This window comes from Pseudomonas spelaei (genome assembly GCF_009724245.1).
Lineage (GTDB): Bacteria > Pseudomonadota > Gammaproteobacteria > Pseudomonadales > Pseudomonadaceae > Aquipseudomonas > Aquipseudomonas spelaei.
The window spans coordinates 48,019-71,866 of record NZ_WNNK01000015.1; the positions used below are offsets into that span (position 1 = coordinate 48,019).

A 23,848-nucleotide genomic window follows, 5' to 3' on the forward strand; every position below is an offset into this window, starting at 1 on the left:
ACAAGGGCGCAATGCCCCGTTAGAATCAGGGCGTCCTCGCCCGGAATAGTTAGCATGTTTTGGTTACTGGCGACCCTCGCCTACCTGCTTGGCTCTCTGTCCTTCGCCATTTTGCTCAGCCGCCTGACGGGAAATCCCGATCCGCGAATGAGTGGTTCAGGCAATGCCGGCGCCACCAATATGTTGCGCCTGGCCGGCAAAAAACTCGCCGTACTCACGCTGTTCGGCGACGTCTGCAAAGGCTTGCTACCGGTAATGATCGCCGATTTCGCAGGCCTCTCCCTGCAACAGCAAGCCTGGATCGGCGTCTGCGCAGTCCTGGGCCATCTGTTTCCCCTGTACTTTCGCTTTCGCGGTGGCAAGGGTGTCGCCACAGCCGCTGGCATGCTGCTGGGGATCTACCCTCCTGCAGCTCTCCTGGCCATCCTCGCCTGGCTGCTGACGTTCTACCTGACTCGCACCAGCTCCCTGGCCGCCTTGATCGCCACGCCACTTACCCTGCCATTGCTGGCCTGGCAGGAACCGGCAGCGCTGGTACCGATGAGCGTACTTACCCTGCTGATCGTCTGGCGCCACCGCGGCAATTTACGCGACCTGTTTGCAGGGCGCGAACGGCATTTTTAAATACGCCCGATGAGCCCGGCTCACGTTCGCTGATTACAACGGCGACAGCTGTTCCATGGGCCAGCGCGCCTGCACGCTGATTGCCAGGCTTTCATGCTGCCCGGCTTGCAGACGCTGGCAGCCGGCAAAGGCAATCATTGCGCCATTATCGGTGCAGAACTCTGGACGCGCATAAAACACGTCGCCGTTCATATCGCCGAGCATTTTCTCCAGTGACGTGCGCAACGCCTTGTTGGCGCTGACGCCGCCAGCGATCACCAGACGCTTCATGCCCGCCTGCTTCAGGGCTCGCTTGCACTTGATAGTCAAAGTCTCCACCACGGCCTGCTGGAACGCCAGCGAGATGTCGCAACGGGCTTGCTCGCTGTCGTCTCCGGCGCTGACGCTCTGCTGCCAGGTATTGAGGGCGAAGGTTTTCAAGCCGCTGAAACTGAACATCAGACCAGGCCGATCACACATCGGGCGCGGGAAGAGGTAGCGCCCTGCGACGCCCTGCTCAGCCAGCCGAGCGATCTCCGGACCACCCGGATAGTTGAGACCCATCATCTTTGCGGTCTTGTCGAATGCTTCACCAGCAGCATCGTCCAGGGTTTCGCCCAGCAGGGTGTATTGACCGATTCCGTCGACCTGAACCAGCTGCGTATGCCCCCCCGAAACCAACAAAGCGACGAACGGGAACTCTGGCGGCTTTTTTTCCAGCATCGGTGCCAGTAAGTGGCCTTCCATATGGTGCACACCCAGGGCCGGAATACCCCAGGCAAACGCCAGCGCCTGGGCGCAAGAGGCCCCAACCAGCAGGGCTCCGACCAATCCTGGGCCGGCGGTGTAGGCAATCGCGTCGATCTCGGTCGGCACGCAGCCGGCCTCGTCCAACACTTGGCGAATCAATGGCAGCATGCGTTTGACATGGTCACGGCTGGCCAGCTCCGGCACCACGCCGCCATAGGCGCGGTGCAGGTCGATCTGACTGAACAGTGCATCGGCCAAGAGCCCGCGTTCACTGTCGTAAAGTGCGACACCGGTTTCATCGCAAGAGGTTTCTAATCCCAGTACTAGCATGGGTTTGCGCCTTGTAGAGGCTGAATTCGAAGGCGCGCATAATAGTCGCCAGTCCTGCCCCCGACCAGCGGTTTTCGATCAGAGGCTTTGCATTCCGAGCAATGAGGGGTTAACATCCGCAACCCTTAAAAACCGACGACCTCAGCCGCGAATTTTTTGCGACGAGAACGTTGATTCCCGGTAATGAAAGAAGGTAGCTCTGGATGCCAGCCGTCAAAGTAAAAGAGAACGAACCCTTCGACGTAGCTCTGCGTCGTTTCAAGCGCTCCTGCGAAAAAGCCGGTGTTCTGGCTGAAGTTCGTAGCCGCGAATTTTACGAGAAGCCAACTTCTGAGCGTAAGCGTAAAGCAGCAGCCGCTGTTAAGCGTCACGCCAAGAAAGTTCAGCGCGAGCAGCGCCGCGCCGTTCGTCTGTACTAATACACAGACGTTCGTAGCAAGCTTCTGCCAAGCCCGGCCCTCAGCCGGGCTGCTGGCATTTGCGGATATCGCTTGATGCTTCACTGTCAAAGCCGCACACGCGACCGAGACAAACTGCTTCACACGTCAGGACTGGCTCTTTTGCCAGCGGTGCACGTCTCTTCTGACGAGCCTAACAAGGCTACTGACGAGCACACTTATTTCTCAAGCAGACGATCAACAGGGTCGGCTGTGCCCACCAAATGAGCTTCCGAGGCCCTTCATTGGCCGAGACCGGACGCCAGGGCAATACTTTCAACTACGTCGAAGACTGATTGGAACTAACGTCAGTGAATGTTCGACAGATACACTTCCTGACAGACCAAGCCGACGATTGATGATCGAGCCGCACGATACGCGCGCCTCGAGCACCTCGACCGCCGCGCGGGGCCCAATTTACGCGCAGTGATGACGAGAACGCCATGGCCGGGCTAATTCCCCAGAGCTTTATTGACGACCTTCTGAACCGCACCGACATCGTCGATGTAGTCAGCTCGCGCCTGCAAATGAAGAAGGCCGGCAAGAATTACACCGCCTGCTGCCCGTTCCACAAAGAAAAGACGCCATCATTCAGCGTCAGTCCCGACAAGCAGTTCTACTACTGCTTCGGCTGTGGCGCGGGTGGTAATGCCCTCGGCTTCATCATGGACCACGACAACCTGGACTTCCCCCAGGCCGTCGAGGAACTGGCGAAAGCCGCCGGCATGGAAATCCCTCGCGAAGAAAGTGGCCGGCCGCACAAACCCCGGCAACCCACCGATTCGCCGCTGTATCCACTGCTGACCGCCGCCGCAGACTTTTACCGCCAGGCGTTGAAGAGCCACCCACAGCGCAAAGCAGCCGTCGACTACCTCAAGGGCCGCGGCCTGACCGGGGAAATTGCCCGTGACTTCGGCCTCGGTTTCGCTCCGCCCGGCTGGGACAACCTCTACAAGCACCTGAGCAGTGACACCCTGCAGCAAAAAGCCATGATCGACGCCGGCCTGCTGGTGGAGAACGCCGAGACCGGCAAGCGCTATGACCGCTTCCGTGACCGGGTGATGTTCCCAATCCGTGACAGCCGCGGCCGGATCATCGCCTTTGGCGGACGCGTGCTGGGTGACGACAAACCCAAATACCTGAACTCACCGGAAACCCCGGTGTTTCACAAGGGCCAGGAACTCTATGGCCTGTTCGAAGCACGCAAGAACAACCGCAACCTCGATGAAATTATCGTGGTTGAAGGCTATATGGACGTTATTGCCCTTGCCCAGCAAGGCTTGCGCAATGCGGTGGCCACCCTCGGCACTGCCACCAGCGAAGAGCACTTGAAGCGACTGTTTCGCGTCGTGCCCAACGTTTTGTTCTGCTTCGACGGCGACCAGGCTGGCCGTAACGCTGCCTGGCGCGCTCTGGAATCGACACTTTCGAGCTTGCAGGACGGGCGACGCGCGCGCTTCCTGTTTCTACCCGAAGGTGAAGACCCGGATACCCTGGTCCGCTCTGAAGGCACCGACGCGTTCCGCGCCCGCATCAATCAGCACGCACAACCGTTGGCCGATTACTTTTTCCAGCAACTGACCGAAGAGTCCGATCCGCGCTCCCTCGAAGGCAAGGCCCATATGGTCACCCTCGCAGCACCGCTGATCGACAAGGTTCCGGGTGCGAACCTGCGGACACTGATGCGTCAGCGCCTGCTGGAAATCACCGGTTTGAGTGGCGAGGCGGTCAGCCAGATGGTGCACAGCGCACCTCAAGAGGCCCCGCCCGCCTACGACCCGGGCATCGATTACGACGCCATGCCGGACTACGGCGACTTTCACCAACCGCAGGAGGCTTACACGCCTCAGCAGGAGTGGACGCCGAAAAAACCTGGTGCTGGTGGCAAGAAATGGGACAAGAAACCCTGGGATAAAAACGGCAAGCGCGGCGGTGACCGTGACGAACCTCGCGGTCCACGCGTCCCAGCAGCGGTAGAACCACCCACGATGGCGGCGCTGCGCACTCTTTTGCATCACCCACAGCTGGCACAGAAAGTTGAAGACGCCGGGCACTTTGCGGCCGAAGACCACACCAACACTCAACTGTTGGTGGCCCTGCTCGAAGCCGTGCAGAAGAATCCTAAGCTAAACTCATTCCAGTTGATTGCTCGCTGGCATGGCACCGAACAGGGCCGTTTGCTCAAGGCATTGGCGGAAAAGGAGTGGCTGATTGATGGCGACAACCTTGAACAACAGTTTTTCGACACCATTACTAGCTTGTCAGCTCGTCAACGCGAGCGAAATTTGGAACAACTTCTTCGCAAAGCACGTCAGAGCGAATTGACTGCCGAAGAGAAAAATCAACTGCGCGACCTTTTAAGTCGCAATGTTTCCGCATCAAACCCGACCTCAGCTGGCGTGTGAGGTCATAGCTCGGGTATAATCCTCGGCTTGTTTTTTGCCCGCCAAGACCTTCAGTGGATAGGGTGTTATGTCCGGAAAAGCGCAACAGCAGTCTCGTATCAAAGAGTTGATCACCCTTGGTCGTGAGCAGAAGTATCTGACTTACGCAGAGGTCAACGACCACCTGCCTGAGGATATTTCAGATCCTGAGCAGGTGGAAGACATCATCCGCATGATTAACGACATGGGGATCCCCGTACACGAGAGTGCTCCGGATGCGGACGCCCTTATGTTGGCCGACGCCGATACCGACGAGGCAGCCGCTGAAGAAGCAGCCGCCGCGTTGGCAGCGGTAGAAACCGACATCGGTCGCACGACTGACCCTGTGCGCATGTATATGCGCGAAATGGGTACAGTGGAGCTGCTGACACGGGAAGGCGAAATCGAAATCGCCAAACGTATCGAAGAAGGCATCCGTGAAGTGATGGGCGCAATCGCGCACTTCCCAGGCACGGTTGACCATATTCTGTCCGAGTACACTCGCGTCACCACCGAAGGTGGTCGCCTGTCCGACGTCCTGAGCGGTTATATCGACCCGGACGACGGCATTGCGCCGCCTGCTGCTGAAGTTCCGCCACCTGTCGATCCGAAAGCCGCGAAAGCGGATGACGAAACCGACGATGACGACGCTGAAGCCAGTGGCGATGACGAAGACGAAGTCGAAAGCGGTCCGGATCCGATCATCGCAGCCCAGCGTTTTGGCGCTGTCTCCGATCAGATGGAACTGACTCGCAAAGCCCTGAAGAAACATGGCCGCGGCAGCAAGCAGGCAATCGCCGAGTTGCTGGCACTGGCTGAGCTCTTCATGCCGATCAAACTGGTACCGAAGCAATTCGAAGGCCTGGTTGAGCGGGTTCGTAGCGCCCTTGAGCGTCTGCGTGCACAAGAGCGTGCCATCATGCAGCTTTGTGTCCGTGATGCGCGCATGCCGCGTGCCGACTTCCTGCGCCAGTTCCCGGGCAACGAAGTTGACGAAAGCTGGACCGACGCACTGGCCAAAGGCAAAAGCAAATACGCTGAAGCCATTGGTCGCTTCCAGGCCGACATCGTTCGTTGCCAACAGAAGCTGACTGCGTTGCAGACCGAAACCGGTCTGACGATTGCCGAGATCAAGGACATCAACCGTCGCATGTCGATCGGTGAGGCCAAGGCCCGCCGTGCGAAGAAAGAGATGGTTGAAGCGAACTTGCGTCTGGTGATCTCCATCGCCAAGAAGTACACCAACCGTGGCCTGCAATTCCTCGATCTGATCCAGGAAGGCAACATCGGCTTGATGAAAGCAGTGGACAAGTTCGAATACCGTCGCGGCTACAAGTTCTCGACTTATGCCACCTGGTGGATCCGTCAGGCGATCACTCGCTCGATCGCCGACCAGGCCCGCACCATCCGTATTCCGGTGCACATGATCGAGACCATCAACAAGCTCAACCGTATTTCCCGGCAGATGTTGCAGGAAATGGGTCGCGAACCGACCCCGGAAGAGTTGGGCGAGCGCATGGAAATGCCTGAGGATAAAATCCGCAAGGTATTGAAGATCGCTAAAGAGCCGATCTCCATGGAAACCCCGATCGGTGATGACGAAGACTCCCACTTGGGTGACTTCATCGAAGACTCGACCATGCAGTCGCCAATCGATGTTGCTACCGTTGAGAGCCTTAAAGAAGCGACTCGCGATGTACTGTCCGGCCTCACTGCCCGTGAAGCCAAGGTACTGCGCATGCGTTTCGGCATCGACATGAATACCGACCACACCCTTGAGGAAGTCGGTAAGCAGTTCGACGTGACCCGTGAGCGGATCCGCCAGATTGAAGCCAAGGCGCTGCGCAAGCTGCGCCACCCGACGAGAAGCGAGCATTTGCGCTCCTTCCTCGACGAGTGATCACAAAACCCCCGGCCCTGCCGGGGGTTTTGCTTTGTGCAGATTAAACCCCCTCCCTGCCCCACCGCCCCCGCAATGCCCGTCTACACTCGAAACATTCCCCGTGCCATAACGAGACCGTTATGCCCAGATTGCCGACCGTGTTTCTGCTGTCGCTGCTGACCTGGACCGCAACGGCTGGCGCGTTGACTCTCACTGATGAAGAGCGTGGCTGGTTGTCGGACCATCAGGAGTTGCGCCTAGGCGTGGACGCTTCATGGCCACCCTTTGAATACCGTGACGAAAATGGCCGCTACCAAGGCCTGGCCGCCGACTACGTGCAACTGATCCAGGATCGCCTGGGCGTCAGGCTCAAGCTGATCGAACCGGCCAACTGGAGTGCCGTGCTGGAACAGGCCAAGCACAACCAGATCGACGTGCTACCCGGCATCATGTCGACACCGGAGCGTCAAAGTTTCCTGTCGTTTACCCGGCCCTACCTCGACTTCCCCATCGTTATCCTCGCTCATACAGGCGGCCCACAGCCCCGCACCCTCAAGGATCTGTACGGTCTGAAGATTGCCGTAGTGGAGAACTACGCCCCCCACGAACTGCTGCTCACCTATCACCCCGACCTCAATCTGGTGGCCATGCCCAATGTCAGCTCAACGTTGCAGGCCTTGGCCACCGATCAGGTCGACGCAGTGGTCGGCGACCTGGCCTCCAGCGTCTGGAGCCTACGGCAACTGAAACTCGACGGCCTGTACGTCAGCGGCGAAACACCCTATCGCTATCAGTTGGCGATGGGCGTGCCTCGGGACGACAAGATGCTGGTGGGTATCCTGGACAAAGTCTTGGCTGACGTTACCCCAGCCGAAACCGAGACTATCCAACAACATTGGGTCGGCAACGTCATTGATCACCGCGCCTTCTGGACCGATGTGCTGACGTATGGACTGCCTGCAGTACTGCTGCTGAGCACGGTGCTGGTCATTGTCCTTCGGATCAATCGCCGCCTCAGTTCGGAGATTTCCCGCCGAGTTGCGCTGGAACAAGAACTGCGCAGTAGCGAATACCATTACCGCGGCCTGGTAGAGTCTCTCTCCGCCATCGCTTGGGAAGCCAGCGTCAACGATTTCACCTACCGCTACGTGTCGCCCCACGCGGAGGAACTGCTCGGTTACCCCCGCGCTCACTGGCTGATACCGGGGTTCTGGCGCAATATTGTTCACCCCGCCGACCTGACTCGCGCCGAAACCTTCTGCTACAGCGAAACCCTTGCCAATCGTGACCACAGCCTCGACTACCGAGTAATCACCGCCGATGGCCGCTGCCTGTGGGTGCGCGACATCGTCAGCCTGATCGAACACGGCCATCAGCCCGTCATGCGCGGCCTGATGATCGACATCAGCGAGGCCAAGCGCACCGAGGAGGCCTTGCGGCTTTCGGAACAGAAGTTCGCCTCAGTCTTCCAGCAATGCCCCGACGGCCTGCTGCTGACCCGGCAACGGGATGGCCTGCTGATTGAAGCCAACGAAGGTTTCAGCCGCATCACGGGTTTCAACAATGTCATGTCGCTGGACCAATCGACCCTCGACCTCGGCATCTGGGTAGACCTGAACGAGCGCAAGCATATGCTCGAGCTGTTGCAGCGCGATGGTTTTGTCCGCGACTTCGTTTGCCACATCCGTCGCAACGATGGCCAGATCCGCCTATGCGAAGTGTCCAGTCGTTCGCTGCCCATCGGCGGTGAAGACTGCATGCTGACCATCGCCCGCGACATCACCGAGCGCCAGTTAATGCAGGAAAAACTGCAACAGGCCGCCACGGTATTCGAGAGCACCGCCGAAGGCGTGCTGATCACCGATACCCGGCAAAATATCAGCGCCGTCAACCGCGCCTTCAGCGAGATCACCGGCTACAGCGAAAGCGAAGCCCTCGGTCATACGCCTCGTCTGCTCGCCTCAGGCCTGCATGACAGTGCCTTCTACGCGGCCATGTGGCACCAGTTGACCGCCAATGGCCATTGGCAGGGCGAGATCTCCAATCGCCGCAAGAACGGCGAGGTGTATCCCGGTTGGCTGACCATCAGCGCCGTGCGCAATCGCGAGCAAATGATCACCCACTTTGTGGCCGTATTTGCCGACATCTCCAGCCTGAAACACGCCCAGGCGCGCCTCGACTATCAAGCGCACCACGACCCGCTGACCGGCCTGCCCAACCGAACCCTGTTTGAAAGCCGGCTACAGACCGCCCTCAACAGCCAACATGACACCGGCAACCAGGGCGCCGTGTTGTTTCTCGACCTTGACCGTTTCAAACACATCAATGACAGCCTCGGCCACCCGACCGGCGACTTGCTGCTCAAGAACATTGCCGTTCGCCTCAAAGGCCAACTGCGGGACATCGACACAGTGGCTCGCCTGGGAGGTGACGAATTCATCATTCTGCTCCCCGGCCTGCAACACGCCAGCGACGCAGAGTACCTGGCCAATAAGCTGCTGGCCTGTTTTATCTCGCCGTTCCAGGCCGGCGAACACGAGTTCTTTATCAGCGCCAGCATCGGCACCAGTCTCTATCCACAGGATGGTAACGATGTTGCCACGCTGGTAAAAAACGCCGATGCGGCCATGTACCGTTCAAAAGCCAAGGGCCGCAATCGGGTCGAAAGCTACACCCGGGACCTCACCGCCCAGGCCAACGAACGGCTCGCGCTGGAACACGAACTGCGCCGGGCAATCGAGCGCGAAGAGTTGCTTCTCTACTATCAACCGAAACTCAGCCTGGACACCCAGCAACTGATCGGCGCCGAAGCGCTGATCCGCTGGCGCCACCCCACTTTCGGCGACGTACCGCCTGAGCACTTCATTGCCCTGGCCGAAGAGAACGGCATGATCCTGCAAATTGGCGATTGGGTACTGGAACAGGCCTGCCAACAAATGCGTGCCTGGAGAAAGTCCTATGATGATTTCGGACCGCTCTCGGTCAACCTCGCCGGCGCACAACTGCGCCATCCCAACCTGCTGGGGCGCATTGAGCAATTGCTCGACGACAACTATTTGGAACCGGGCTGCCTGCAGTTGGAGATTACTGAAAACTTTATCATGAGCCAGGCCGAAGAGACTCTGGAGGTGCTGCATCAACTCAAGCAACTCGGCGTGCAACTGGCCATCGATGACTTCGGCACAGGCTACTCATCACTCAGCTATCTGAAACGCCTGCCGCTGGACTTCCTGAAAATCGACCAGTCCTTCGTCCGTGGCTTGCCCGACGACCCTCACGACGTGGCAATCGTGCGGGCGATCATCGCCCTCGGTCACAGTATGCAATTCACCATCATCGCCGAAGGCGTGGAAACTCCCGCCCAGCAAGCGTTCCTCGCGGCCGAAGGCTGTGAACAGATGCAAGGCTACATCGTCAGCCTGCCCCTGCCCCCCGACATCTTCGCGGCCACCTTCCTTCACATGACGCTTTCGGATTTTTCGGATAGCACCGCGGAGAAACCATCGCTATAATCCGCGACCTACTGAGGGCCTATAGCTCAGTTGGTTAGAGCAGGGGACTCATAATCCCTTGGTCGTAGGTTCGAGTCCTACTGGGCCCACCACATTGAAAGCCGCGCACTGCGCGGCTTTTTTGTTTCTGGTCAGCCATCACTGATCAAGCGTCTTCGTCACCGAAATTGGCTTTGTTTGCGCTTTTTGAAAAATGGTTGAAGGCCACGCCCAGTTTTCGTTGCTCAAAGACAGAGAACACCAGGGTGCCCAACAAAATCAGCATCCACACCAAAAATACCTTCATGGTGTCTACCTGAGCGATCACCAGCATCATGGTCACCGCGCCACCAATGAACATGCCGCCCCCCGTCCAGGCCCCCAGGATGCGACCCACCGCCAGGTGAGCGCGCTTGGGCAAGAGCAGCCGAATGACGATCGCGACGACAATCATCGCCAGGAAGAAACCAAACGCCGCCATGAACGGAATAGGAACGCTGCCTTCACTGTACAGCCAAGCCAAAAATCGATAGGCAGGACCCTGTTCCGCCATTTGCTGATAGGTGTGAAGGCCCGGTAGATGCAGTTGGGCAAAGTGCTCAGGTGTCATGGCCATGATACCGACACCGAGCAAGCCCACTACAATGGCGTAGAAACCACCGACTCGCCATAGCGGCGCCAGCACACGGCGATTTTCCACATACTGGGTCTCTACCAGAGCGAATACCGCGTTACGTTGTTTGCCTTGGGCTATCACTGCTTTGCCGTCGCGCTCGCAGGCATCACCAATCAGCATGACTTCCAGGTCCTGGCCGAGGAGGATTTCGCCTTGCCGACGGGAGTTGCTGATCCATCGATGATCGGAAGGCGACTTTTTGCCAAACAGATCAACGCCTTTGGCGATCACGGTGACTTCACCGGTGGCGTCCTGCAGGCGGAAGTCATTGCAGCGAGCTTCGCTAGAGACTTGGCTCCACCTCCAATCTCCGTCATCGTCTCGCGTGCCGTCCTCGACGATCCATACGTAACCGGCGCAAGGCTTGCCGTTGACCGGAGACAGCAGCGGCTTGTCGACAATTACCTTGCCGCGCACCTCTACCAAACCCATGGCCAGGGAGCGTATTTGGCTGGTGGCAAGTCGTTGCTCGGTTCGATAAAAATTTTGGCCAAAACTGGCTAACAAACCAATCAGGATGCACACGGGGAAAAACAGCGCCACCAGGATCTCCGGGGCGTAAATCATCAAGCAGATAAAACCTGCGAGAAACACCAGCGCCAAGACAGTTTTCCATCGCGGTTTTTCCGCTACAACGCCGGCCTGGGTAGTTTTCATGCCCCCGGAACCTCGAGCTTCACGCCCTCGTAACGGGTTTCTTCGGCGCTGATGGCCAGTAGAGGTATACGTGGGTAGCCGAGCATCCGCGCGAAGAACACGTCGGGGAAAATCGCGATGGCAATGTTGTAGAGGTTTACCGACTCGTTGAAGAACTCGCGGCGGTCAGCGATGCGCTCTTCCACTGCCGAGATCGCTTGCTGCAACTCGACCATCGTGGGGCCGGAGATCAGCGCTGGATAATTCTCCGCCACCGCAATCACTGACTTGAGCGCCGCGCTGAGCTGGTTGGACGTATCAACCTTGTCATTGAGACTGCTGGCATTGAGGTAACGCGTGCGGGCATCGCTGAGGCGGCTGAACAGCGCATCTTCGTGGTTCATGGCGGTTTGCACCACGCGCATCAGGTCCGGAATCTGATCGGCCCGTTGTTTGAGCAACACATCAATATTGGCAAAGGCCTTGTCCACATCGTTGCGCCGCATGACCAGGCCGTTGTAGACACCGACCAGCCAACCCACCAGGCCAACTACGATAATCAGCACGACGATGCCGGCGATCAGGAGTTCTATGTTCATGTGTGACGGCATCCCTAATAGTCTGAACAATATTATCTATAATAAAACGCTCGTACGGCCCAACGTCTACATTTACTTTGCTCTAATTATTCCGCACTCTACACGCTCAATATATTGAGGTTTTTGACATGATAAAATCACAAGATAAAATCAAAAAACCAATGTTTGACGAAAGTAATGGCTTTAGTTTTATGGCTGGCTGGCCACCCGTCGCTCGATGGGCAAGTATTGTGCCCGCTGTCCTGGTGGCTTTTTTTGTGTTTCGCCTCGCATTCGGCACACTTGCAATGCTTCTCCAAAAAGTCTTGCCTAATCTAATAAGTTCTTACCTGATTGCTTTTATACCCTTTTTTATTTACTTCGCACTGACCTACACAGGGGCTGCGGCAGCCCCAATAGCGGGTCGCAAAGGCGTGGCCATTGGGCTGGCATTACTTTTCTCGGTTGGCCTGGTGGCGGTTTCTGTGATTGGCTGGCCTCAGGTTGAAGGCCACGATGCCGTTATACTGACCATCAGTACGCTGCTGTCTGTGCTGGGGTGTGTTACAGCGATAACTTACTTTTCAAAAACACAGAAGCTCGACCCTACGCCTTGAGCGACTGGCCGCCCTCATAAAGTCTATCGATGATCTAAAGGCACCCACCAAGGTAGTTGTTGTTGGGTGCCTGTCATTTTACACAGCAGGGACGTTATTACTTATTTTTCAAAGTAACGCCGTCTGTTATGCAATTGGGTTCAAGAGCTTTTAAACAAGCTCCACAAGAACGCCAGCAGACCGCCCAACGTGGCAATCGCCGCCAGCCAACTGAACATCGGCAAACCCATCCAGACCGGCCCCGCCGCAGCGATCTGCGGGCCGAAGGCAATCACCAGTGCGCTGATCAGTAATGCCAGGGACAGTCTTGTCGAGGCCAGGCGCAGGGAACGCTCCAGACGCTCCAGCCCCGGCAGGTCCATGCGCACTTCCAGCACGCCGTGTTTGAGCCGGTTGACCAGCAGCCGCGTCAGTTGTGGCAGCTCACCCAGCAAACCGCGCCCCAACTCAAGGCCATCGAGCCCCAGGCGCTTGGCAATCTTCCAGCTAAATTGCTCCTTGAGCATTTTGACGATGGCCGGTTTGGCGGTGGCGATAAGGTCCAGTTGCGGGTCCAGGCGTGTCAGCACACCATCGGCAGTCACCAGCGCCTTGAACAGCACCAGCAGATCCGGCGGTAGCAGCAACTGGTACTCGCGCATCAACCCGAGGAAGTCTTCAATAAGCGCGCTCATGTTCAGCGCCTTGCCACCGTGACGCGCCATGTATTCGCGGGCGGCCTGCTCGATGGCGGGCATGTTCTGCACGCCGTCGCCACTCCAGTCGATAAGCACTGTCACCAGTGCATCACTGTTACTCTCGGTCATGGCGCGCATAAAGCTCATCACCTCCAGACGCCGGCGCTCATCGAGGCGACCGACCATGCCGAAGTCGATAAAACCAACGCGATTATCGCTCATGGCCTTGAGGTTGCCTGGGTGCGGATCACCATGGAACAGCCCATCTTCCAAGAGCATTTTGATAAACGCTTGGGCGCCACGACTGGCCAGCAGACTCGGGTCCAGGCCTTGCTCAATCAAGGCCTGGCGCTCCAGGGGAGTGTGGCTGGGCAGGTACTCCTGGACCAACAGCCGCTCGCTGCTATGGGCCCAGTAAATACGCGGGATGACAATGTGCGGTTGCTGCGAAAAGTTAGCCGCCACGGCGTCACAGTTGAGGCCTTCCTGAGTGAAGTCCAGCTCTTCCAACATGGCCCGGGCCAGTTGCCGGACCATCTTGCGAGGCTGGTACTGCGCCAGGGCGCCGGTTTCCTCAATCAGTTGGGCGACGCTTTCCAGCAGTTGCAGGTCGGCGGTCATTTTGCGCCGCAGGCCGGGGCGCTGGACTTTGACAATCACGTCCTCACCACTGAGCAGGCGCGCCCGATAGACCTGGGCCATGGACGCCGCCGCCAGAGGAGTAGTATCGAACTCGGCGAACACCTGATCCAACTCGGTGCCAAGGTCTTCAAGGACCTGACCCTGCAGTTGCTCCCAGGGCAAGGTCGCCGCGCTGCTGTGCAGGGTTTCCAGTTCGTCGATCCACACGGCCGGCAAGATGTCGCTACGGCTGGCAAGGATCTGCCCGAGCTTGACGAAGGTCGGGCCCAACGCTTCCAGTGCCCGCCGCACACGCTGCGGGGTACCCTCGTCAGTTGGCTGGCCGGCGACTGGCTCAGCGTCCCCCATCAACCGTCCCAAGCCCAGGCGGAACAGCACATCCTGAGCGCCGAAACTGGCCAATATGGTAACAATCTGCCGGACCCGTTGATGGTGCTTGAGCGCGGTCCAGGTCGATTCGAGCATAAGAATGGCTCCCAGGTTTTTTCCTGTTACTTGCGGTGCTTCAAGAATAATCTGCACGGGATCAATCCGACCGGGCACGTTGCTTATGACCCGTGGCATACGCTGGTTGTTCTACGCCTCGAGTTTTTTGCTACGTCCTGGCTCGATGCCAGGTGCCGATAGCTCAACAGCAAGAAGTTGAGCCAATGTTTGTGCAACCCTCAATAGACGCGCGTCGCTCCTGAAAACCCCGACCAACTGCAACCCCACCGGCAGCTCCCCTTCCCCGCACCGCAGCGGGATATTCATCTGCGGCCAGCCAAACGCGCCCCAGAATTTGATGAAGTCCGAGGGGCCGGTCGATGCCAGGCCTATCGGCGCGAGCATGCCGCAACTGACACTCAACACCCCATCAAACGGTCGGCAGATTTTCGTCAGCAACGACGCCCGCTTCATCAGACGGGCCTTAGCCGCAGACTCCTGCTCCCACGTCGTCCCCTTGGCACGCTCGAACAGTGCCAAAGTCGAATCACTGAGCAGTTCGGGGTGAGCCTGGAACTCCTTGGCCAACGACCGGGCGCCCTCGCAATCGTTGATCAATTGGTGGTCGTCGAACACGCCGGCGAAAGCTTCCGGGAGTGTCACCTCGCTGATTTGATGCCCTCTGGACGCTAACCGGGTGATCGCCTGTTCAATGGCTTTTGCCACCACAGGGTCGACATCCTGCCAGCGAGTGGTCCGGTAGAACCCAAGGTTTAACGGGCGTTCCACAGGTTCTACGGTGGGGAAACCGGGGATCAATACCTGGGCCAGTCGCTCAAGGTCACGCACGGAGCGGCCGTACCAACCCACGGTGTCGAAACTCGGCGCCAACGGTTTCACGCCTTCCAGGGAGACGAGTCCTAGCGACGGTTTGAAGGCATACAGCCCACAGTAGGCGGCAGGCTTCAAGAGTGAGCCCGCCGTCTGCGTGCCCAGCGCCAACGGGAAGAACCCGGCCGCCATGCCTGCTGCAGAGCCCGCGCTGGAACTACCCGGGGTGCGGGACAGATCGTGCGGGTTGCGGGTCGGCCCGGTGTGCATGTAGGCAAATTCCGTGGTGTGGGTCTTACCCATGATCACCGCCCCGGCCTGGCGCAGCAGCGCTACCACGTGAGCATCACGGGACGGGCAATTGCCCTGGTAAATCGGCGAATAGAACTCGGTGGGATGGTCGACTGTATCGAAGATGTCCTTGATGCCCACAGGGATCCCCGCCAACGGCCCCTCAGCGTCCTGGGTTTGCTGGCGCACGACTTGAGGATCAAAGGATGCAAACGCCTGAATAGCCGGCTCATGGCGTTCAATCCGCCCAAGAAAATGCTCCGCGACTGCCGCCGCTGTCGTGGTTCCAGAGCGCACCGCCTCGGCAATGGCTGTTGCGTCGAGGTGGTTCATGATCGCCTCCTCACTTGGCAAACAACTGCCCGATATCCTTGAATGCCTTGAACTCCAGGGCATTACCGCAGGGGTCAAACAGAAACAGGGTCGCCTGCTCACCCACCTGACCCTTGAAACGGATATGCGGTTCCAGCACAAACTGCGTGCCACGCGCTTGCAGGCGCTCCGCCAGGGCATGCCAGTCTTCCCAGCCCAGCACCACGCCAAAGTGCGGGACCGGCACGTCATGACCATCTACCGCATTGGTGTGGGCAGCTTCCTGAGAAGCAGTTTTCGGGTGTTCATGAATCACCAGTTGGTGGCCGAAGAAGTTGAAGTCGACCCAATGATCGCTGGAGCGCCCCTCCTCCAGGCCGAAGAGATCACCGTAGAACAGCCGTGCTGCGGCCAGGTCGAATACCGGTATTGCCAGGTGGAAAGGTGCAAGGGTCATCAGGTCAAACCTCTATGGACATTAGGTCTGCCCGAGTCTAGCCTTGCCTTTCTCGATGAAAAGACGATAGTTTTTGTGCCGAGCTCAAATTATTTTGATCAATCGAGACACCGATGCTGCGAGAACTGAAAACCTTCATCGCCGTCACCCGCCATGGCACCTTTGCGGCGGCCGGGATGCATATCGGGCTGACGCAATCGGCGGTCAGTGCCCAGATTCGTCAGTTGGAACAAGCACTCGGCGTGCAACTGTTCGACCGCACCGGGCGCCAGGCCATTCTCAATGCAGCAGGTATACGGGCGTTGCCACTGGCACGGGAGATCCTGGAGACCTTCAATCGCATGGCGGTGCCGGTGGACGCCAACGAGTATCGAGGTGAATTGAAAGTCGGCGCCATCACGACCGTCCAGACTGGCCTGTTGCCTCAGGCCCTGATACGTCTGCGCCAAATGGCTCCAGCGGTGGAATGCAAACTGGTGCCGGGCGTGTCCCTGGAGTTGCTCAGCCAAGTAGACGCTGGCGAGCTGGACCAGGCGATCATCATTCGCCCGCCCTTTGATCTGCCCAAGGAACTGCACGTTCAGGTATTGCGCAAGGAACCGTTTGTACTGATCGTGCCCCATGCCGTCGAGGGTGATAATCCGCTGCAACTGCTCAATGCCCATCCCCACGTACGCTACGACCGTGCTTCATTTGGCGGACGGCTGGTCAGCCGCTTCCTGCGCGAACAAAAGCTGGAAGTGCAGGTAGCGCTTGAGCTGGATGAACTGGAAGCTATTGTGAAGATGGTCGAGTGCGGCCTGGGCATCTCGCTGATTCCCCATGCAGGCCTGTGGCCGGAGCGCGCAGCAAAGATCCGGGTTATCCCGCTGGGCGAGATGACTTTTCACCGGGAAATTATCCTGCTGAGTCGCTATAGCCAGCGCAATCTGCCGGTACCGCAATTATTTACCCGATGCTTGATGGCCGGTGCCGACGACGCCTGAGCCACAAAAAGCCGCACATCTGTGCGGCTTTTTTGCTGATCGCCTGGAGTAACAGATCCTTCTTCTAAACGAGAGGCTTCATACCGCCAACTCACGCAATGCAGCTGTCGCCAGAAACCCTGAACGTGAAGCGTAGCGGTGATCCTTTTGTACTCGCTCGTCAATGCGGCTCAGCAGGTGCTCAGGCAACGACGCGTTGAATCTAACCGACTTTCCCAGATACGGGGTCAGGTCAAAATCGATCACAGCCCACACACCGCCGGTGAAGTCAGGATTATCCAAGTGGGCATCAACTTCTTGCGCCTGAGGCAGCGCCTCCTCGTCGGCCACCAAGCCCTCCAGATGCAATGCCAGCGCCTCGCGAACGTTATCGAGCGCTTGGGAAAACGAGGTGCCGGCAGAGAAGCAACCCGGCACGTCAGGTACCGTCACGCTGTAATCTGAGTCAGCATCTTTATGTACAACCACGGGAAATTTCATTTTTCCTCCAACGAAAGCCCCCCCTGAGGCGCCTTCGAAAACATCTGCTCTAGCCATCATTTCAGGCCAGCGGATTTCAAAATACTGTGCAACGTGCCTTTTGCTATTTCTGACTTCGGGTGGGGAACGGTTACCCGGCCCGGCTTGGTTGAATGCTTGAATTGATGGTGGCTCCCCTTGACTGCCACTTCAAACCATCCATCCACCAGTAATAAGTCAATCACCTCTCTACTTCGCATCCCCATCCTCACTCAGTGTGTATATTACACACCATAGTTCTGCTCGCAATTTTTATACACATCACACACACAAGAGCCTGCTCAGTTTCTGAACAGGCTCGCAAGAAAACATCATGGCAACACACCGGTCATTTCCGCCAATAGCGTCATGTGAGCTTTTGTGTAGCGAGGTTCGGACTCCGTCGCCAATAACAAAAAAGCCGCACATCTGTGCGGCTTTCTCATGCCTATCAATCTCTATTTTTTGGGCAACGCATAAGCAATCACATAATCCCCACGATCCGGCGACTGCCGCGCGCCACCTGCCGTGAGCACAATGTATTGCGTGCCGGTTTTCGGCGAAACGTACGTCATCGGGCCAGACTGGCTACCCACCGGTAAACGGGACTTCCAGATTTCGTTGCCGTTGCCGGTGTCGAACGCACGCAGATAGAAGTCCTGGGTGCCGGCAAAAAACAGCAACCCTGACTGTGTAGCCAGCGACGCGCCGAGGGTCGGCATACCGATGGGAATCGGCATGTGCATGCGGATGCCCAGAGGCCCGGTGTCTTCAACCGTACCCACCGGCACTTGCCACACCAGCTTGTGGGTTTTCAGGTCGATGGCCGACATCGTGCCGAACGGCGGCTTCTGGCACGGAATGCCGGCGGCCGAGAGGAAGCGCTCGCGCATGGCTCCGAACGGGGTGCCGGCTTGCGGCACCACGCCCATCTCGATGCCACTGGCGCCCGCTGCGATTTTGTCCCGCGGGATCATGTAGTTGGCCAGGCCCAGGCGCATGTCGTTGACGAACATGTAGTGGGTGTTCGGGTCAACCGACACACTGCCCCAGTTCATTCCCCCCAGGGAGCCGGGAAATTGCAGCGCGCGGTCCAGGCCCGGCGGGGTGTAGACACCTTGGTGACGCATGCCTTTGAACTGGATACGGCACATCAACTGGTCAAACGGCGTGGCGCCCCACATGTCGGACTCGGTCAGCTGTTGATTGCCGATTGATGGCATGTCCACCGAGAACGGTTGGGTCGGTGAGTAGCGTTCACCAGGCACATTGCCTTGAGGCACAGGGCGCTCTTCGACTCGCGCGATGGGTACACCGGTTTCGCGGTTGAGCAGGAAGATTTCACCTTGCTTGGTGACCTGGGCCAGCGCCGGTTGTAGCCCACCCTTACCGTCCGGAATGTCATAGAGCAGCGGTTGTGCCGGCAGGTCGAAGTCCCAGAGGTCATGGTGAGTGGTCTGGAAATGCCAACGTACCTGGCCGGTCTTCACATCGATGGCGACGATGGACGAACTCCATTTGTCATCAAGGGCCGTGCGCTCGCCGGCGAAGAAATCCGGCGTGGCGTTGCCGGTCGGCATGTAGACCAGACCCAGCTTGGCGTCATAGGACATGGCCGACCAGACATTGGGGGTGCCACGGGTGTAGGTTTCACCCGGTGGCGGACGCTTGGTCGTATTCGGGTTGCCCGGATCCCAGGCCCACACCAACTCACCGCTGTGTACATCAAAGGCCCGCACCACACCTGGCGGTTCGCCGGTGGAGAAATTGTCCGCCACACGGCCGCCAACAATCACCACATTGCCCGCCACCAGCGGCGTCGAGGTCTGTTGGTAATAGCCGGACTTGACTTCACCCATGTCGGTTTTCAGGTCCACCGTACCGTGGTCGCCGAAGCCGTCACACGGCGCGCCGGTTTCGGCGTCGAGTGCAATCAGGCGGGCATCACCGGTGGGAAGAAACAGACGTTTCGCACACGTCGCAGGGGCAGCAGGTTGTGCGCTGGTGTGGCTGTCGAAATAACCCAACCCGCGGCAACGCTGCCAGTTCGGCCCACTGCCTTGAGGGTCGAACTTCCAGCGCTGGGCGCCGGTGTCGGCGTCCAGGGAAAAGACCTTGCCGTAGGCAGTGCAGACGTAAACAGTGTCGCCAATCTGCAACGGGGTGTTCTGGTCTTCAGCACCGGAACCGTTGCTCTCGGGAATGTCGCCGGTGTGAAAGGTCCAGGCCACCTGGAGCTTGTCGATATTGCCTTTGTTGATCTGGTCCAGCGCGGCAAAACGATTGCCGGCGGTAGTATTGCCCCAGTGGGCCCAGTCCTTTTGCTCATCCCCCGGCGCAACAGGGGTGACGGCAGGTTCGCTGCTGGACTTGACCACATGGGTCGGCACAAACATATACGCCAGCGTCGCGACCACGCCGATACCCAGCAAACCGGCCAGGCCATAGGCACCCCGCCCTGGTGTTACACCCGACGCACGGGCCAGCTGTGGATAAATCAGCGCAACCACCAGGCCAATGACCGCAAAGGTCAGCACCCTCGACACCAGCGGCCAATATTCCAACCCAGCGTCCCAAACCGCCCAAATAGCTGTCAGGACCAGCGCGACGCCGTACAACCACGCCCCTGCTGGTTTACGTTTGGCGATCAGCAGACCCGAAACAAACATGGCCAGGCCCATCAACAAGAAGTACCCACTGCCGCCCAACGTGACCAGATACCCGCCACCGCCTGCCAGGCCCAAACCGATCAGGGCAATCAACAGGCCCAAGCCAACCAGCAACCATCTACTGCCGGCGGCAGCCCCAGAGTTATTCATCGAGCAAACGTCCTTCCCGTAGTCACATCGGGGAACAATGTACCAAACAGTTACTTTTAACAATCTGACACAGATAAATCTGTGCGATCAGCGGCGGAAATAAATTCCAGCACTTGCTTGAATTGGAATTTTATTTCCAATAGTGTTCATTTCAGAAATCCCCTCGCATTTACAACAATAAAAAGGAACCTCGCTGATGAAGCGTCTGTTCGGCTGCCTCTGTGCCCTGCTGCTGTCCACTGCCGCCCATGCCGAGTTACGCATCGGAGTCAGCGTCGGACAGTTCGATAACTACGTTTCCTACCTGGTGCAGGCCATGCAGGACCGGGCCAAGGCTTCGCCTGACGGTGTGAAGTTGCAAGTGGAGGATTCCGCCAGCGACGTGGTCCGTCAGTTGAATCAGGTAGAAAGCTTTATCAGCCAGAAAGTCGACGCGATTATCGTCAACCCGGCGGACACCGCCGCTACCCGCAAAATCAGTGAGAAGGCCAGTGCCGCCGGCATCCCGCTGGTGTACATGAACAGCCGACCAGAAGTGGATACATTCCCGCCGGGCGTGGTCTTCGTCGGCACCGACGAGCGCGCCATCGGCCAGATGCAGATGGAGTACCTGGCCGAGAAGATGGGCGGCAAGGGCAACCTGGCAATCATTCTCGGCCGCCTCGCCCACAGCGACACCGGCAAGCGCACCAGCGGGGTCAAGGACGTGCTGGCCAAGTACCCGGACATCAAAGTCGTCGAAGAACAGTCCGGCGACTGGCAGCGGGAGAAAGGCATGGACCTGATGAACGACTGGCTGACCAAAGGCAAAACCATCAATGCCGTGGCCTCCAACAATGACGAAATGGGCATCGGCGCCGCCATGGCCCTGCGCCAGACCGGGCATCAGGAGATTCTGGTAGGCGGTATCGACGGCACGCCGGACGGTCTGCAAGCACTGAAAAAGGGCCAACTGGCGGTCAGCGTGTTCCGCGACCCGGTGGCCATCGGTGCCGGCTCGGTGGATGCGGCGCTGATGCTGATCAAGCACGCCGCGCTGCAAGGTGATATCTGGGTTCCGACACAACTGGTCACGCCGGACAATTACCAACAATTTCTGCGCAAATAGACCGCCGCGAGCATCGATGAGGATGAGCCTGTAACATGCTCGCCCATTGATGCCCGTGCCGGAGAACACCTTGCCCGTCCACCGCCCTCCCGTCCTCGATGAAATCGATCGCCAGCTCATCGCGGCCTTGCAGATCAACGCCCGCGAGAGCGTGGCCATGCTCGCCCGGCAACTGGGAATCGCCCGCACCACGGTCACCTCGCGGCTGGCGCGCCTGGAAAAGACCCAGGTGATTACCGGCTACGGCGTGCGCCTGGGCCAGCGTGTGGTGGATGGCGGCTTGCAGGCCTATGTCGGGATCACCGTGCAAGCGCGTTCCGGCAAGGAAGTGCTGCGCAGGCTTAGCGCCATGGCCCAGGTGCAGCAACTCTGTGCGGTCAGCGGCGAGTTTGATTACGTGGCGTGGCTGCGCACCGATTCGCCGGAACAGCTTGATCAACTACTGGACCAGATCGGCAGTGTCGACGGCGTGGAGAAAACCACCACCTCGATCATCCTCAGTAACAAACTGGACCGCGGACAACCAATCTGACCACCAACCTCGTCATTTCGACTAAAAACAACTCAATACGACGACACTTTGCGTCTTATTAACGAACGCTACGCTCCCTAGAATGGCTGCCATCTTTTCCTATACTCAGCGGGTCGTGCCCCGCCGAGTTGCCAGCAAGGTCAGCCATGAATACTACCCACAAGAAAGATCGCCACCCTGTAGACGGTAAAAAACCCATCACCATCTTTGGCCCGGACTTTCCGTTTGCCTTCGATGACTGGATCGAGCACCCCGCCGGCCTGGGCAGCATCCCCGCCGCCAACCACGGCGCCGAAGTGGCGATCGTGGGTGCCGGGATTGCCGGGCTGGTCGCCGCCTACGAATTGATGAAGCTGGGCTTGAAACCGGTGGTGTACGAAGCCTCGAAAATGGGCGGGCGCCTGCGTTCCCAGGCCTTCGAAGGCGCAGAAGGCATCATCGCGGAACTGGGTGGCATGCGCTTCCCGGTGTCCTCCACGGCCTTCTACCACTATGTAGACAAGCTGGGCCTTGAGACCAAACCCTTCCCCAACCCGCTGACACCCGCGTCCGGCAGCACGGTCATCGACCTGGAAGGCCAGACCCATTACGCACAGAAACTCGCCGACCTGCCTGCATTGTTCCAGGAAGTGGCCGACGCCTGGGCCGATGCCCTGGAAGCCGGCTCGCAGTTCGCCGATATCCAACAAGCCATCCGCGACCGCGATGTGCCTCGCCTGAAAGCGCTGTGGAATACCCTCGTACCGCTGTGGGATGACCGCACCTTCTATGACTTCGTCGCCACCTCCAAGGCCTTCGCCAAGCTGTCGTTCCATCACCGTGAAGTGTTCGGCCAGGTCGGTTTCGGCACCGGCGGCTGGGACTCGGACTTCCCCAACTCGATGCTGGAAATCTTCCGCGTGGTGATGACCAACTGCGATGACCACCAACACCTGGTGGTTGGTGGCGTGGCACAAGTACCCCTGGGCATCTGGCGCCATGTGCCGGAGCGTTGCGCGCACTGGCCGCAAGGTACCAGCCTCAGCTCCCTGCACAACGGCGCGCCACGCACCGGGGTTAAACGCATCGCCCACGCCGCAGGCGGCCGATTCGCCGTCACCGATAACTGGGGCGATACCCGCGAATATGCGGCCGTACTGACTACCTGCCAGAGCTGGTTGCTGACCACCCAGATCGAGTGCGATGAAACCCTGTTCTCGCAAAAGATGTGGATGGCCCTGGACCGCACCCGCTACATGCAGTCGTCGAAAACCTTCGTCATGGTTGACCGGCCATTCTGGAAGGACAAAGACCCGCAAACCGGCCGCGACCTGATGAGCATGACCCTCACCGACCGCCTGACCCGTGGCACCTATCTGTTCGACAACGGTGACGACAAACCCGGGGTGATTTGCCTGTCCTACTCCTGGATGAGCGACGCCCTGAAGATGCTACCGCAACCCATCGAAAAACGCGTGAAGCTGGCCCTCGACGCACTGAAGAAGATCTACCCGAAAGTCGATATTTCCGCGCGGATCATCGGCGACCCGATCACCGTTTCCTGGGAAGCCGACCCGCATTTTCTCGGGGCCTTCAAAGGTGCGTTGCCAGGCCACTATCGCTACAACCAGCGGATGTACGCGCACTTCATGCAGAAGGACATGCCCGCCGAGCAACGCGGGATTTTCATCGCCGGTGACGACGTTTCGTGGACCCCGGCGTGGGTCGAAGGCGCGGTGCAAACCTCGCTGAACGCGGTGTGGGGCATAATGACCCACTTCGGCGGCAGCACTCATCCAGAGAACCCTGGGCCGGGTGATGTGTTCGATGAAATCGGCCCGATTGCTCTCGCCGAATAAGGAGTCAA

19 protein-coding genes and 1 tRNA gene are annotated in these 23,848 nt (G+C 58.6%); 11 read left to right on the forward strand and 9 right to left on the reverse strand.

All coding sequences use genetic code 11. The annotated features are described in order from the left end of the window. Positions 1–54 precede the first annotated feature (54 nt). Positions 55–624 carry a glycerol-3-phosphate 1-O-acyltransferase PlsY gene (gene plsY, locus GNF76_RS17900; RefSeq protein ID WP_155584456.1) on the forward strand — a complete coding sequence of 190 codons (570 nt, stop codon included), beginning with the start codon at positions 55–57 and terminating at the stop codon, positions 622–624. A 33-nt stretch (positions 625–657) separates the two neighbouring features. On the opposite strand, the gene tsaD is transcribed toward plsY, so the two are convergent. Further along, a complete protein-coding gene (tsaD, locus tag GNF76_RS17905; RefSeq protein WP_155584457.1) occupies positions 658–1,683 on the reverse strand; it encodes a tRNA (adenosine(37)-N6)-threonylcarbamoyltransferase complex transferase subunit TsaD in 1,026 nt (341 codons plus the stop codon). Positions 1,684–1,886: 203 nt separating this feature from the next. On the opposite strand from tsaD, the gene rpsU reads away from it, so the two are divergent. The 5 genes from rpsU to GNF76_RS17930 all read left to right on the forward strand — a co-directional run bounded on the left by rpsU (position 1,887) and on the right by GNF76_RS17930 (position 10,029). Next, positions 1,887–2,102 carry a 30S ribosomal protein S21 gene (rpsU, locus tag GNF76_RS17910; RefSeq protein ID WP_002551877.1) on the forward strand — a complete coding sequence of 72 codons (216 nt, stop codon included), beginning with the start codon at positions 1,887–1,889 and terminating at the stop codon, positions 2,100–2,102. A gap of 461 nt (positions 2,103–2,563) precedes the next feature. Next, positions 2,564–4,525 (forward strand): DNA primase, encoded by a 1,962-nt coding sequence (gene dnaG / locus GNF76_RS17915; protein WP_155584458.1) that lies wholly within the window; start codon positions 2,564–2,566, stop codon positions 4,523–4,525. 67 nt (positions 4,526–4,592) lie between these two features. Further along, positions 4,593–6,443 carry an RNA polymerase sigma factor RpoD gene (gene rpoD / locus GNF76_RS17920; RefSeq protein WP_155584459.1) on the forward strand — a complete coding sequence of 617 codons (1,851 nt, stop codon included), beginning with the start codon at positions 4,593–4,595 and terminating at the stop codon, positions 6,441–6,443. Positions 6,444–6,565: 122 nt separating this feature from the next. Further along, complete coding sequence (locus tag GNF76_RS17925; RefSeq protein ID WP_155584460.1) at positions 6,566–9,937, forward strand: bifunctional diguanylate cyclase/phosphodiesterase; 3,372 nt, start codon at positions 6,566–6,568, stop codon at positions 9,935–9,937. A gap of 15 nt (positions 9,938–9,952) precedes the next feature. Beyond that, positions 9,953–10,029: transfer RNA gene (locus tag GNF76_RS17930), tRNA-Ile, on the forward strand. A 53-nt stretch (positions 10,030–10,082) separates the two neighbouring features. Here GNF76_RS17930 and GNF76_RS17935 read toward each other — a convergent pair. Then, positions 10,083–11,249: a hypothetical protein gene (locus tag GNF76_RS17935; protein ID WP_155584461.1), complete on the reverse strand. Its 1,167-nt coding sequence runs from the start codon at positions 11,247–11,249 to the stop codon at positions 10,083–10,085. Further along, the gene (locus tag GNF76_RS17940) at positions 11,246–11,827 is read right to left on the reverse strand and encodes a LemA family protein (protein ID WP_155584462.1); all 582 of its coding nucleotides are present in this window, start codon (positions 11,825–11,827) and stop codon (positions 11,246–11,248) included. Before GNF76_RS17940 ends, GNF76_RS17935 begins: the two co-directional genes overlap by 4 nt. A gap of 128 nt (positions 11,828–11,955) precedes the next feature. Between GNF76_RS17940 and GNF76_RS17945 the strand changes: the two genes are divergently transcribed. Then, the gene (locus tag GNF76_RS17945) at positions 11,956–12,423 is read left to right on the forward strand and encodes a hypothetical protein (RefSeq protein WP_155584463.1); all 468 of its coding nucleotides are present in this window, start codon (positions 11,956–11,958) and stop codon (positions 12,421–12,423) included. Between the two features lie 140 nt (positions 12,424–12,563). Here the strand turns inward: GNF76_RS17945 and GNF76_RS17950 are convergent, their stop codons facing one another. The 3 genes from GNF76_RS17950 to GNF76_RS17960 all read right to left on the reverse strand — a co-directional run bounded on the left by GNF76_RS17950 (position 12,564) and on the right by GNF76_RS17960 (position 16,059). Next, positions 12,564–14,207 (reverse strand): ABC1 kinase family protein, encoded by a 1,644-nt coding sequence (locus tag GNF76_RS17950; protein WP_155584464.1) that lies wholly within the window; start codon positions 14,205–14,207, stop codon positions 12,564–12,566. Between the two features lie 111 nt (positions 14,208–14,318). After that, positions 14,319–15,623 carry an amidase gene (locus GNF76_RS17955; protein ID WP_155584465.1) on the reverse strand — a complete coding sequence of 435 codons (1,305 nt, stop codon included), beginning with the start codon at positions 15,621–15,623 and terminating at the stop codon, positions 14,319–14,321. A gap of 10 nt (positions 15,624–15,633) precedes the next feature. Then, positions 15,634–16,059 (reverse strand): VOC family protein, encoded by a 426-nt coding sequence (locus tag GNF76_RS17960; RefSeq protein WP_155584466.1) that lies wholly within the window; start codon positions 16,057–16,059, stop codon positions 15,634–15,636. 113 nt (positions 16,060–16,172) lie between these two features. Here GNF76_RS17960 and GNF76_RS17965 point away from each other — a divergent pair, with 113 nt between their 5' ends. Beyond that, positions 16,173–17,045, forward strand: a complete 873-nt coding sequence (locus tag GNF76_RS17965; RefSeq protein WP_155584467.1) for a LysR family transcriptional regulator — start codon at positions 16,173–16,175, stop codon at positions 17,043–17,045. Between the two features lie 78 nt (positions 17,046–17,123). On the opposite strand, the gene GNF76_RS17970 is transcribed toward GNF76_RS17965, so the two are convergent. The 3 genes from GNF76_RS17970 to GNF76_RS17980 form a co-directional block, all read right to left on the reverse strand. Further along, positions 17,124–17,525 (reverse strand): type II toxin-antitoxin system HicB family antitoxin, encoded by a 402-nt coding sequence (locus GNF76_RS17970; protein ID WP_155584468.1) that lies wholly within the window; start codon positions 17,523–17,525, stop codon positions 17,124–17,126. 56 nt (positions 17,526–17,581) lie between these two features. Beyond that, positions 17,582–17,764, reverse strand: coding sequence for a type II toxin-antitoxin system HicA family toxin (locus tag GNF76_RS17975; protein WP_155584469.1), 183 nt, complete (start codon positions 17,762–17,764; stop codon positions 17,582–17,584). A gap of 237 nt (positions 17,765–18,001) precedes the next feature. Beyond that, entirely contained in the window at positions 18,002–20,362 is a 2,361-nt protein-coding gene (locus GNF76_RS17980; RefSeq protein ID WP_155584470.1) for a glucose/quinate/shikimate family membrane-bound PQQ-dependent dehydrogenase, read from the reverse strand. A 196-nt stretch (positions 20,363–20,558) separates the two neighbouring features. On the opposite strand from GNF76_RS17980, the gene GNF76_RS17985 reads away from it, so the two are divergent. The 3 genes from GNF76_RS17985 to GNF76_RS17995 all read left to right on the forward strand — a co-directional run bounded on the left by GNF76_RS17985 (position 20,559) and on the right by GNF76_RS17995 (position 23,840). Then, positions 20,559–21,470: a sugar ABC transporter substrate-binding protein gene (locus GNF76_RS17985; RefSeq protein WP_155584471.1), complete on the forward strand. Its 912-nt coding sequence runs from the start codon at positions 20,559–20,561 to the stop codon at positions 21,468–21,470. A gap of 49 nt (positions 21,471–21,519) precedes the next feature. Beyond that, positions 21,520–22,002 carry an Lrp/AsnC family transcriptional regulator gene (locus tag GNF76_RS17990; RefSeq protein ID WP_155584472.1) on the forward strand — a complete coding sequence of 161 codons (483 nt, stop codon included), beginning with the start codon at positions 21,520–21,522 and terminating at the stop codon, positions 22,000–22,002. 146 nt (positions 22,003–22,148) lie between these two features. Beyond that, positions 22,149–23,840 (forward strand): flavin monoamine oxidase family protein, encoded by a 1,692-nt coding sequence (locus GNF76_RS17995; RefSeq protein ID WP_155584473.1) that lies wholly within the window; start codon positions 22,149–22,151, stop codon positions 23,838–23,840. Positions 23,841–23,848: the final 8 nt, after the last annotated feature.

What these genes read in the sequence shown, in the direction of transcription:
- GNF76_RS17925 (WP_155584460.1), top strand. Translation starts at nt 6,566, where the DNA reads ATGCCCAGATTGCCGACCGTGTTTCTGCTGTCGCTGCTGACCTGGACC.
- GNF76_RS17945 (WP_155584463.1), top strand. Translation starts at nt 11,956, where the DNA reads ATGATAAAATCACAAGATAAAATCAAAAAACCAATGTTTGACGAAAGT.
- GNF76_RS17985 (WP_155584471.1), top strand. Translation starts at nt 20,559, where the DNA reads ATGAAGCGTCTGTTCGGCTGCCTCTGTGCCCTGCTGCTGTCCACTGCC.
- plsY (WP_155584456.1), top strand. Translation starts at nt 55, where the DNA reads ATGTTTTGGTTACTGGCGACCCTCGCCTACCTGCTTGGCTCTCTGTCC.
- dnaG (WP_155584458.1), top strand. Translation starts at nt 2,564, where the DNA reads ATGGCCGGGCTAATTCCCCAGAGCTTTATTGACGACCTTCTGAACCGC.
- GNF76_RS17990 (WP_155584472.1), top strand. Translation starts at nt 21,520, where the DNA reads ATGCCCGTGCCGGAGAACACCTTGCCCGTCCACCGCCCTCCCGTCCTC.
- GNF76_RS17970 (WP_155584468.1), bottom strand. Translation starts at nt 17,525, where the DNA reads ATGAAATTTCCCGTGGTTGTACATAAAGATGCTGACTCAGATTACAGC.
- GNF76_RS17940 (WP_155584462.1), bottom strand. Translation starts at nt 11,827, where the DNA reads ATGAACATAGAACTCCTGATCGCCGGCATCGTCGTGCTGATTATCGTA.
- GNF76_RS17995 (WP_155584473.1), top strand. Translation starts at nt 22,149, where the DNA reads ATGAATACTACCCACAAGAAAGATCGCCACCCTGTAGACGGTAAAAAA.
- tsaD (WP_155584457.1), bottom strand. Translation starts at nt 1,683, where the DNA reads ATGCTAGTACTGGGATTAGAAACCTCTTGCGATGAAACCGGTGTCGCA.
- GNF76_RS17935 (WP_155584461.1), bottom strand. Translation starts at nt 11,249, where the DNA reads ATGAAAACTACCCAGGCCGGCGTTGTAGCGGAAAAACCGCGATGGAAA.
- GNF76_RS17975 (WP_155584469.1), bottom strand. Translation starts at nt 17,764, where the DNA reads ATGCGAAGTAGAGAGGTGATTGACTTATTACTGGTGGATGGATGGTTT.
- GNF76_RS17980 (WP_155584470.1), bottom strand. Translation starts at nt 20,362, where the DNA reads ATGAATAACTCTGGGGCTGCCGCCGGCAGTAGATGGTTGCTGGTTGGC.
- GNF76_RS17965 (WP_155584467.1), top strand. Translation starts at nt 16,173, where the DNA reads ATGCTGCGAGAACTGAAAACCTTCATCGCCGTCACCCGCCATGGCACC.
- rpoD (WP_155584459.1), top strand. Translation starts at nt 4,593, where the DNA reads ATGTCCGGAAAAGCGCAACAGCAGTCTCGTATCAAAGAGTTGATCACC.
- GNF76_RS17950 (WP_155584464.1), bottom strand. Translation starts at nt 14,207, where the DNA reads ATGCTCGAATCGACCTGGACCGCGCTCAAGCACCATCAACGGGTCCGG.
- rpsU (WP_002551877.1), top strand. Translation starts at nt 1,887, where the DNA reads ATGCCAGCCGTCAAAGTAAAAGAGAACGAACCCTTCGACGTAGCTCTG.
- GNF76_RS17955 (WP_155584465.1), bottom strand. Translation starts at nt 15,623, where the DNA reads ATGAACCACCTCGACGCAACAGCCATTGCCGAGGCGGTGCGCTCTGGA.
- GNF76_RS17960 (WP_155584466.1), bottom strand. Translation starts at nt 16,059, where the DNA reads ATGACCCTTGCACCTTTCCACCTGGCAATACCGGTATTCGACCTGGCC.